This window comes from Streptomyces sp. NPDC057253 (genome assembly GCF_042669125.1).
Taxonomy (GTDB): Bacteria; Actinomycetota; Actinomycetes; order Streptomycetales; family Streptomycetaceae; genus Streptomyces.
Genome location: NZ_JBHUXV010000212.1, coordinates 1 through 9,821 on the forward strand (window position 1 = coordinate 1; position 9,821 = coordinate 9,821).

A 9,821-nucleotide genomic window follows, 5' to 3' on the forward strand; every position below is an offset into this window, starting at 1 on the left:
TCAGCCGCGTCCCAGGCCGCACACGTCAACGGTCTGGGGGCGCAGCCCCCAGGACCTCAGCCGCGTCCCAGGCCGCACACGTCAACGCGCCCGCACTCCGCGCCAGCCCGACCAACGCCTCCAGATCGCACCCTTGAGCGACCTGCTCCGCCATCGCCGCGACGGAGTCCACCGCCTCCCCCCGCCGCTCAGCGACCGGCACCAACCCCAGATGCCGCGACGGCGTCTCCACCTGCCCCACCCGCCGCAACACCCCGAACACCGGCACCCCGGCGGACTCCAACGCCTCCCGCAACAACGCCTCATGCCGATCGGACGCGACCTTGTTCAGGATCACGCCCCCGACCCGCACCTCCGGATCCCACGAGGCGAACCCGTGCACCAGAGCCGCCACGGACCGCGACTGCGACGAGGCGTCGACCACCAGCACCACCGGCGCCCGCAGCAGCTTGGCGACCTGCGCGGTGGACGCCAGTTCCCCCTCCCCGGCGGCCCCGTCGAACATCCCCATCACGCCCTCGACGACGGCGATGTCAGCCCCGCGCGCCCCATGCAGGAACAGCGGAGCCACCAGCCCCGGCCCGCACAGGTACGCGTCGAGATTCCGCCCCACCCGCCCGGTCGCGAGCGCGTGATACCCGGGATCGATGTAGTCCGGCCCCACCTTGTGCGGGGACACGGCAAGCCCCCGCGCGGCGAACGCGGCCATCAACCCCGTGGCGACGGTCGTCTTGCCGCTGCCGGAGGACGGCGCGGCGATGACCAGCCGAGGGACGGAGACGGAGGAGGACATCACCACTCGATACCCCGCTGCCCCTTCTGCCCCGCGTCCATCGGATGCTTGACCTTGGACATGTCGGTGACGAGATCAGCGAACGCGACGAGCTTCTCGGGAGCGTTCCGCCCGGTGATCACCACATGCTGGGTCCCCGGCCGGTTCCGCAGCACCTCCACGACCTCATCGGTGTCCACCCACCCCCAGTGCATGGGATAGGCGAACTCGTCGAGCACGTACAGCCGATAGGTCTCCGCAGCCAGGTCCCGCTTGACCTGCTCCCAGCCCTCCCGGGCCTTCTCCTCGTTGTCCATCTGCTGATCGCGCTGCACCCACGACCAGCCCTCACCCATCTTGTGCCAGTCGACGGACCCGCCCTCACCGGACGCCCCCAGCACCCGCAGCGCGTTCTCCTCGCCGACCTTCCACTTCGCCGACTTGACGAACTGGAACACCCCGATGGGCCACCCCTGGTTCCAGGCGCGCAGAGCAAGCCCGAACGCGGCGGTGGACTTCCCCTTCCCGATCCCGGTGTGCACGACTACCAGCGGCCGATTACGACGCTGACGGGTCGTCAGACCGTCGTCCGGCACAACACTCGGCTGCCCCTGAGGCATTACGCGGCCCTCCTCTGTACGTCCTTCACCAGTCCGGCGATCGAGTCGGCCCGCAACTCGTCCAACGTCACCGCCGTACCGCCCAGTTCACCGGCGAGCTGCCCGGCGAGTCCCAGCCGCACCGGCCCGGACTCGCAGTCGACGACCACGGAGGCCACGCCGTCGGCGGCGAACAGCCGAGCCGCCCGCCCCGCGAGAGCGACCGGCTCGGGCCCGCCGGTGGCCCGCCCATCGGTCACCACGACGACCAGCGCCCGCCGCGCGGGATCCCGCAACCGCTCCACCCGCAGCACCTCGTGCGCCCGCAGCAGCCCGGCCGCGAGCGGGGTGCGCCCGCCGGTCGGCAGGGTCTCCAGCCGGGCCGCCGCCACGTCCACCGACGAGGTCGGCGGCAGTGCCACCTCCCCGGCCGTCCCCCGGAAGGTCACCAGACCCACCTTGTCCCGCCGCTGATACGCGTCGAGGAGCAGCGACAGCACGGCCCCCTTCACCGCGCTCATCCGCTGCCGCGCCGCCATCGACCCCGAGGCGTCGACGACGAACAGCACGAGATTGCCCTCGCGCCCCTCCCGCGTCGCCTGCCGCAGATCGTCCCGCCGCACGACGAGACCGCGTCCCGAGCGCCCACGGGCCCGCTGATGCGGCGCCGCCGCCTGCACGGTGGCGGCCAAGTGCAGCTTGGTGAGGGCCCCTTGCGGCCGCCGCGCCCCGGTCGTCCGCCCGTGCTCGGTCCGCGCCCGCGACCGCCGCCCGGCGGCACCGTCGCCGAGCCCTGGAACGCTGAGCACCTTCGTACGGAAGGGCTCGGCAGCCCGTACGGCGGACTGCTCCCCGGAGCCGGCCCCGGAAGGCTGCGGCTCGCCGCCCTCACCGGCCTCCGGCTGAGCGCCGGACCCACCCCCGTCCGCCTGCGGCCCGTCCGACGAGGGCGGCTGCCCACCCCCACCAGGACCGTCCGGATCCGGCTGGTCATCGTCGTCGGAGCCGCTGAACTCCTCCAGCGTCTCGTCGAGCTTGTCCTCGTCGAGTCCGGGCGCGTCGAAGGGATTGCGGCGCCTGCGGTGCGGCAGCGCGAGCAGCGCGGCCTGCCGTACGTCCTCCGCGAGCACGTCGGTCCGCCCGGCCCACGCGGCCAGCGCGGTCGCCGTGCGCGCCATCACGATGTCGGCCCGCATGCCGTCCACCTCGAACGCGGCACAGGTCGCCGCGATCTGCCGGAGCGCCCCGTCGCCCAGCCGCACCGACGGCAGCAACTCCCGCGCGGCCACGACCCGTTGCCGTACGGCAGCCTCCTCGGCCGCCCAACGGGCCGCGAAACCGGCCGGATCGTCGTCGTAGGCGAGCCTGCGCCGGACCACCTCCACCCGCTGGTCCGGCTCCCGCGAGGCCGCGACCTCGACGGTCAGCCCGAACCGGTCGAGCAACTGCGGCCGCAGCTCGCCCTCTTCGGGGTTCATGGTGCCGACCAGCAGGAACTTCGAGGCGTGCCGCACGGACACGCCCTCGCGCTCGACGTACGACGCCCCCATCGCGGCGGCGTCGAGCAGCAGGTCGACCAGGTGGTCGTGGAGGAGGTTGACCTCGTCGACGTAGAGGATCCCGCGGTGCGCGTCGGCCAGCAGGCCCGGCTCGAAGGCCTTGACGCCCTCCGCGAGCGCCCGCTCGATGTCGAGGGCGCCGACCAGCCGGTCCTCGGAGGCGCCGACCGGGAGCTCGACCATGCGGGAGGGGCGCGTGGAGCCGTTGCCGGGCTCGTGCGGGCCGTCCGGGCACGACGGGTCCGGCGCGGCGGGGTCACAGGAGAAGCGGCACCCGGCGACGACCGGGACCTGTGGCAGCAGCGCCGAAAGGGCGCGCACGGCCGTCGACTTGGCGGTGCCCTTCTCGCCGCGCACCAGCACCCCGCCGACCGCCGGCGAGACCGCGTTCAGCAGCAGCGCGAGCCGCAGGTCGTCCTGGCCGACAACGGCCGTGAAAGGGAAGGGGGTGGTCACTGGTCGTCGCCCTCCAGGTCGCCTTCGAGCTCCAGATAGGTGGCCCGCAGCCACTCCAGCGTCTCCGCGTCCGGCTCGGCCCACAGTCCGCGGTCGGCGGCCTCCAGGAGCCGTTCCGTGATGCCCCGCAGCGCCCACGGGTTGGACTTCTTCATGAAGTCCCGGTTCTCCGCGTCGAAGACGTACTCCGCGCTGAGCTTCTCGTACATCCAGTCGTCGACCACGCCCGCCGTGGCGTCGTACCCGAAGAGGTAGTCCACGGTCGCCGCCATCTCGAAGGCGCCCTTGTAGCCGTGCCGGCGCATGGCCGCCATCCAGCGCGGGTTGACCACCCGGGCCCGGAACACCCGGTGCGTCTCCTCACCCAGCGTCCGCGTCTTCACCTGGTCCGGAGTCGCCGAATCACCCACGTAGGCCTCGGGGTTGGCGCCCGTCAGGTGCCGGACCATGGCGACCATGCCGCCGTGGTACTGGAAGTAGTCGTCGGCGTCGACGAGGTCGTGCTCCCGGGTGTCGACGTTCTTCGCGGCGATGTTGATCCGCTTGAACGCCGTCTCCATGTCCCCGCGCGCCGCCCGCCCGTCGAGCCCGCGCCCGTAGGCGTAGCCGCCCCACACCGCGTACACCTCGGCGAGGTCGGCGTCCGAACGCCAGTTACGGGCGTCGATCAGCGGCAGCAGACCCGCCCCGTACGCCCCCGGCTTGGACCCGAAGACCCGGGCCGTGGCCCGCCGCCGGTCGCCGTGCTCGGCGGTGTCCTCGTCGGCGTGGGCGCGCACGTAGTTGGACGAGGCGGGCTCGTCCAGCTCGGCCACGGCCCGCACCGCGTCGTCGATCAGCCCGACCACGTGCGGGAACGCGTCCCGGAAGAAGCCGGAGATCCGCACGGTGACGTCGATGCGCGGCCGGCCCAGCTCCGCCAGGCCGATCACCTCGAAGCCGGTCACCCGCCGGGAGGCCTCGTCCCACACCGGACGGCAGCCGAGCAGCGCCAGGATCTCGGCGATGTCGTCGCCCTGCGTACGCATCGCGGAGGTGCCCCAGACCGTCAGGCCCACGGACTTCGGGTACTCCCCGGTGTCCTGGAGATACCGCTGCACCAGCGAGTCGGCGAGCGACTGCCCGACCTCCCAACTCAGCCTGGACGGGATGGCCTTGGGGTCGACGGAGTAGAAGTTCCGGCCGGTCGGCAGGACGTTGACGAGCCCGCGGGTCGGGGAGCCGGAGGGCCCCGCCGGGACGTAACCGCCGTCCAGCGCCTTGAGGATGTGGTCGATCTCGTCGCTGGTACGGGCGAGCCGCGGCACGACCTCGTTGCAGGCGAACTCCAACACGGCGATCCCGTCGGGGAGTTCGACGCCGAGCACGCCCCGCAGGACGGCCGGGACGACGGAGGCGTCCCACTCCCGTGCCTCCATCCCCTCCGCGACCCGCCGGCACAGCTGCTCCAGCAGGTCGATCGCGTCGGCGGCGGTACGCGCCGGGCCCTCGACGAGGTCCGACAGCTCCACCGGCACCTTCACCGGCGCACCCGGTTCGGCGAGCAACTCCTTCTCGTCCAGGCCGATGTGAGCGGCGAACGAGGCCCGCAGCCCCGGCAGGGCGTTCGCCTGTCCGCCCCACACCTGCGAGGCCCGCAGCACGGCGAGCACCAGATTGACCCGGGCCTCGTCGACCGGCCCGCCACCGAGGATGTGCAGCCCGTCCCGGATCTGCACGTCCTTGATCTCGCACAGATAGCCGTCGATGTGCATGACGAACTCGTCGAAGGCGTCGTCGTCCGGCTGGTCCTCGACATGCAGGTCGTGATGGAGCTCGGCCGCCTTGACCAGCGTCCAGATCTGCGCCCGCACGGCAGGCGCCTTCGTCGGGTCCAGGTCGGAGACGAGCGCGTACTCGTCGAGCAGCTGCTCCAGCTTGGCCAGGTCGCCGTAGGTGTCGGCCCGCGCCATCGGCGGCACCAGGTGGTCCACGACGGTGGCGTGCCCGCGCCGCTTGGCCTGGGTGCCCTCGCCGGGGTCGTTGACGATGAAGGGGTAGATCAGCGGCAGCTCACCGAGCACCGCGTCGGGCGCACAACTCCCGCTGAGGCCGAGCCCCTTGCCGGGCAGCCACTCCATCGTGCCGTGCTTGCCCATGTGGACGATCGCGTCGGCGCCGAAGGAGTTATCCAACCAGCGGTAGGCCGCCATGTAGTGGTGCGACGGCGGCATGTCCGGGTCGTGGTAGATCGCGATCGGGTTCTCCCCGAAGCCGCGCGGCGGCTGGATCATCACGACGACGTTCCCGAACTGGAGGGAGGCCAGCACGATGTCGTCCCCGTCGACGTACAGCGAGCCCGGCGGCTCGCCCCAAGCCTCCAGCATCGCGTCCCGCAGCGACGGGTCCAGCTGGTCGAACCAGGCCCGGTAGTCCGCGAGCGGCACCCGCGCGGGCGCCGCCGCGAGCTGCTCCTCGGTGAGCCACTCGACGTCGTGGCCACCGGCGTTGATGAGCCGGTGGATCAACTCGTCGCCGTTGTCCGGATGCCCCTCGACCGCGTACCCGGCAGCACGCAGCGCGTCCAGCACGCGCACCGCCGAGGCGGGCGTGTCCAGCCCCACCGCGTTGCCGACCCGCGAGTGCTTGGTCGGGTAGGCGGTGAAGACCAGCGCCAGCCTCTTCTCGGCGTTCGCCTTGTGCTTCAACTTCGCGTGCCGTACTGCGATCCCGGCCACCCGCGCGGCCCGCTCCGGGTCGGCCACGTACACCGGGACGTCGTCGGGCCCCTGCTCCTTGAAGGAGAACGGCACGGTGATCAGCCGCCCGTCGAACTCCGGGATCGCGACCTGCATGGCCGCGTCCATGGGGGAGAGGGCGGCGTCGGACCCGTCCCAGGCCGCGCGGGAGGACGTAAGACAGAGCCCTTGCAGCACCGGCACGTCGAGCTCGGCGAGCGCCCCGATGTCCCAGGCCTCCTCGTCCCCGCCCGCCGACGCCTCGGAGGCGTGCGTGCCGCCCGCGGCGAGGACGGTGGCGACGAGGGAGTCCGTGCGGCCGAGGATCTCGTAGAGCCCGGCGTCGGCCCCGCGCAGCGAACCGCAGTACACGGGAAGGGCGTTGGCCCCCTTGGCCTCGATCTGCTCGCACAGGGTGTCCACGAAGGCGGTGTTGCCGCTGAGTTCATGGGCCCGGTAGAAGAGCACGCCGACGGTCGGGCGGCCCTCCTGGACGGCGTACGAGCCATGGACGCCGAACTCCGGCATCTTGCGCGGCTCGACGAAGCCCTCACCGGTCAGCAGCACGGTGTCGGAGAGGAACCGGGCCAGTTCCTCCAGGTTCGCGGGGCCGCCCTCCACGAGGTACTTCAGCGCCTCGGCGACGACACCCGCCGGCACCGACGACTCCGCCATCAGCTCGGCGTCCGGCACGGACTCCCCGCCGAGCAGGACGGTCGGGATGCCGGACGCCCGCAGCGCGGCCAGTCCGTCCTCCCAGGCCCGCTTGCCGCCGAGCAGTCGTACGACGGCGATGTCCGCGCCCTCGATCAGCGCCGGCAGCTCCTGCGCCACGTCCACCCGGGTCGGATTGCCGATCCGGTAGTCGGCACCCTCGGCGGCCCGGGCCGCCAGCAGGTCCGTGTCGGCGGTCGACAACAACAACACTGTGCTCATGCGGGCGCTCCCGGTGGAATGAAAGGCAGTCCTTGCGGCGCGCCGGACTCGATGAGCCGCCACAGCGCGTCCGTGTCCGCGTGCTGTTCGATCAGGTCGCCGAGCCGGTCGAGCTGCTCCTCGCGCAGCGCGGCGAACGAGGTGTCGGGGGCGGGCACGAAGCGTCGGCCCGCGGCGGCCGCCACCTCCCGCAGGAAGGCGCGCCGGAACCCGTCCGACTCCAGCGAGCCGTGCCAGTGCGTGCCCCAGGTCTGGCCGACCCGGCAGCCGTCCAGGAAGGCTTCTCCGCCGCCGACCTGAGCGACCCCGTGATGGATCTCGTACCCCTCGACCGGCTCCCCGAGGGCCTCGCCGACCGGCCGGGTGAGGGTCTTCTCCCGCGCGAACCGCACCCGGACGGGCAGCACACCGAGCCCCTCGACCTCGCCCCGCCGGCTCTCGACGTCGTCCTCGATGTGCTCGCCGAGGATCTGGAACCCGCCGCAGATGCCGAGGACCGGCCGCCCCTCGGCGGCCCTTCTGACGAGCGCGTCCGCGAGCCCCCGCTCGCGCAGCCACTCAAGTGCCCTGACCGTGCCCCGGGTTCCGGGGATGACGACGAGATCGGCGTCGGCCATCTCCTCCGCCCGGTCCACGAACCGCACCACGACACCCGGTTCGGCGGCCAGGGCGTCCACGTCGGTGAAGTTGGACATCAGCGGGATCGCGCAGACGGCGACCCGCAGCACGTCCTCACCGACCGGAGGGCTCACGGCGGACTCGCGGACGGTGCCCCGCAGGGACACCCGCAGTCCGTCCTCCTCGTCGATGCCCAGCCCGTGCCGGAAGGGCAGCACGCCGTACGTGTGCCGCCCGGTGAGCCCGTGGAGCATGTCGAGCCCGGGTTCGAGCAGCGAGACGTCCCCGCGGAACTTGTTGACGAGGAACCCGGCGACGAGCGCCTGGTCCTCGGGGCTGAGCAGCGCGACCGTCCCGAAGAACGAGGCGAAGACCCCGCCCCGGTCGATGTCCCCGACCACCAGCACGGGCAGCCCGGCATTGCGGGCGATGCCCATGTTCACGATGTCGGTCCGCCGCAGATTGATCTCGGCGGGACTGCCGGCCCCCTCACAGATCACCGCGTCATACGTGCCCCGCAACTCGGCGAGACAGTCGAGCACGGTCCCGAGCAACCGCTGCTGCCGCCCGCCGTGATAGCCCCGCGCGCTCAACTCGCCGACCGGCTTGCCGAGCAGCACGACCTGACTGCTCTGCTCCCCACCGGGCTTGAGCAGCACGGGATTCATCAGCGCGGTCGGCTCGATACGGCACGCCTGCGCCTGCATGGCCTGGGCCCGCCCGATCTCGGCACCCTCCCGCGTCACAAAGGAGTTGAGGGACATGTTCTGCGCCTTGAACGGCGCGACCTTCACCCCCTGCCGCACCAGCCACCGGCAGATCCCGGCCGTGACGACACTCTTGCCGGCGTCCGAGGTGGTACCGGCGACGAGAAGCCCCCCGCTCATGCCGTACGCCCCTTCCCGATCAGCCGCGCGGCGACCGCACCGGCACCGAGCGCGAGCAGCCCGACGCGCCGCGACAGCCGTACGGCACGCTCGATGTCGTACGACGCCACGGCGCGCCCTTCCCGATTCAGCACCGGCCGGTGCTCGACGCGCCCCCCGTACGAGAGCGTCCCGCCGAGCCGCACCCCGAGCGCTCCCGCGAAGGAGGCCTCCACCGGCCCGGCGTTGGGGCTCGGATGCTTGTCGGCGTCCTCCCGCCAGGCCCGCACGGCACCCCGCGGATCCTCCCCGGCGACCGTCGCGAGTACGGCGGTCAGCCGCGCCCCCGGCCACCCGGCGAGGTCGTCGAGCCGGGCGGAACCCCACCCGAACCGCCGGTACCGGGCCGACTTGTGACCCACCATGGCGTCCAGCGTGTTGACGGCCCGGAACCCGAGCAGCCCCGGCACCCCACAGGCGGCGCCCCACACAAGGGCCCCCACGACGGCGTCGGAGGTGTTCTCGGCGACGGACTCGACGACGGCCCGGGCGATCCCGTCGGCGTCGAGGGCCTGCGGATCCCGCCCGCACAGATGCGGCAGCCGCTCCCGGGCCGCCTCGACGTCCCCGGCCTCCAGCGCCCGCCCGATGACCCGGGCCTCCTGCACCAGCGAAGTCCCGCCCACCACGGCCCAGGTGGCGGCCGCGGTCAGAGCGACGGAAGCGGTACGGGACGGCCGTACGACATGCTGCGCCACGGCACCCAGAGCCACGGCGCCGCCCACGCACACGGCGGTGTGCAGCGCGCCCCAGCCCCGGTGGTCCCGCCACAGCACCCGCTCCACGGCACCTGCGGCCCGCCCGAACACGGCGACCGGGTGCCCGCGTCGCGGGTCACCGAGCAGGAGGTCACCGATCAGACCGGCGGCGGCGCCGTACGCGAAGACGCGATCGGCACGCACCGGGTCAGCCGATCGCGGGGTCGTTCAACGGCCTGGTGCTGCTGGTGGATCGGCAGGCGAGCATCGCGTCATGTCCTCACTCAGGGTGTCCACGCCCTGGTTCGACGAGTCCGGCGGCGAGAGTTCCTGGCTCCCGGGGGTGTCTACCCCGGTGACAGTGGCGGGACCGCGCCGGATTCGCACCGGCTTCCTCTCCTGCCGCCGTATATGGCTCCGGCAGTCCACCACGGGCCTTCGAGACCCGTCAACTTGCTGTTGACCTGCGGCGGGGGAGTGTGCAGAACCCCACACCACCGGTCATGGAAGACGGCCGGGCGGGCACGGAAACCGAAGTTC

Annotated in this window: 5 protein-coding genes, 1 pseudogene and 1 riboswitch; all 6 genes and pseudogenes read right to left on the bottom strand. The window is 72.6% G+C overall.

The features are described 5' to 3' along the window. Positions 1-34: 34 nt before the first annotated feature. Positions 35-793: pseudogene (locus ACFULQ_RS46980) on the bottom strand (cobyrinate a,c-diamide synthase); the annotation flags it as partial. After that, positions 793-1,392 (bottom strand): cob(I)yrinic acid a,c-diamide adenosyltransferase, encoded by a 600-nt coding sequence (cobO, locus tag ACFULQ_RS46985; protein WP_383557377.1) that lies wholly within the window; start codon positions 1,390-1,392, stop codon positions 793-795. The pseudogene ACFULQ_RS46980 and the gene cobO, both read right to left, overlap by 1 nt. Then, entirely contained in the window at positions 1,392-3,386 is a 1,995-nt protein-coding gene (locus ACFULQ_RS46990; protein WP_383557380.1) for a putative cobaltochelatase, read from the bottom strand. Before ACFULQ_RS46990 ends, cobO begins: the two co-directional genes overlap by 1 nt. Then, positions 3,383-7,039, bottom strand: coding sequence for a cobaltochelatase subunit CobN (cobN, locus tag ACFULQ_RS46995; protein ID WP_383557383.1), 3,657 nt, complete (start codon positions 7,037-7,039; stop codon positions 3,383-3,385). Before cobN ends, ACFULQ_RS46990 begins: the two co-directional genes overlap by 4 nt. Next, positions 7,036-8,544, bottom strand: a complete 1,509-nt coding sequence (locus ACFULQ_RS47000) for a cobyric acid synthase (RefSeq protein WP_383557386.1) — start codon at positions 8,542-8,544, stop codon at positions 7,036-7,038. Before ACFULQ_RS47000 ends, cobN begins: the two co-directional genes overlap by 4 nt. Further along, positions 8,541-9,485, bottom strand: coding sequence for a cobalamin biosynthesis protein (locus ACFULQ_RS47005; protein WP_383557389.1), 945 nt, complete (start codon positions 9,483-9,485; stop codon positions 8,541-8,543). Before ACFULQ_RS47005 ends, ACFULQ_RS47000 begins: the two co-directional genes overlap by 4 nt. Positions 9,486-9,582: 97 nt before the next feature. Then, positions 9,583-9,726: riboswitch (cobalamin riboswitch) on the bottom strand. Positions 9,727-9,821 lie beyond the last annotated feature (95 nt).

What these genes read in the sequence shown, in the direction of transcription:
- ACFULQ_RS47000 (WP_383557386.1), bottom strand. Translation starts at nt 8,544, where the DNA reads ATGAGCGGGGGGCTTCTCGTCGCCGGTACCACCTCGGACGCCGGCAAG.
- cobO (WP_383557377.1), bottom strand. Translation starts at nt 1,392, where the DNA reads ATGCCTCAGGGGCAGCCGAGTGTTGTGCCGGACGACGGTCTGACGACC.
- cobN (WP_383557383.1), bottom strand. Translation starts at nt 7,039, where the DNA reads ATGAGCACAGTGTTGTTGTTGTCGACCGCCGACACGGACCTGCTGGCG.